Annotated in this window: 1 protein-coding gene; it reads right to left on the reverse strand. The window is 58.8% G+C overall.

From position 1 onward, the window contains the following. Positions 1-15: 15 nt before the first annotated feature. On the reverse strand, positions 16-639 hold a 624-nt coding region (locus WA367_RS15385), incomplete at its 5' end, for a cation diffusion facilitator family transporter (RefSeq protein ID WP_336057662.1).

The following is a 639-nucleotide window of genomic DNA, read 5'->3' on the forward strand; positions in this document are numbered from 1 at the left end:
ATTTTCGTGAACACGTCATTTCTCCTCTGGCGCGGAGCTCCCGTGCCCGTAGAGGTCGGCGTTCTGATGTGCGTTGTCTTCGTTTTCAAACTCGAGAGTGGAATGGGAGATGCCAAAGCGGTCATTCAACCGCCGCTTGATGTCACGCTTGATGGACTCAGTACGAGTCCATCCCTCCGCGGTTAGGACAACGTGGCAGTCGAGCGCCGCCTCGTGCTCCTGCATCTGCCAGAGGTGCACGTGATGGATATCGGCCACTCCCTCGACAGCGCGCACTGCATTTACGACGTTGCCGTTGTCGATATCGGGGGGACTGCCGAGCATTAGCGTCCGGATTGGTCCGCTGATCTCGGTAAGGGCGAGGTAGAGGATATACAGCGCAATCCCGATGGTAATCGCCGGATCTACCCAACGCATGTCGTAGAGCAAGATGAGCGAGCCTCCGACAATCACAGCAACCGAGGCCAACGCGTCCGAGAGGTTGTGCAGGAAGAGTGCACGGATATTGACGCTGCCTTTCTGCATCGACCAAGTGAGCCAAGCCGTCAACGTATCCACGAGGAGCGCCACACCGCCGAGGATGACTACGGTCCAGCCCTGCACCTGCGGCGGGTCGATCAGCCGCATTCCGCCCTCGTA

Origin of the sequence: Nitratireductor sp. CH_MIT9313-5, from assembly GCF_037029545.1 — a bacterium.
In the GTDB taxonomy this organism is placed as follows: Bacteria; Pseudomonadota; Alphaproteobacteria; order Rhizobiales; family Rhizobiaceae; genus Chelativorans.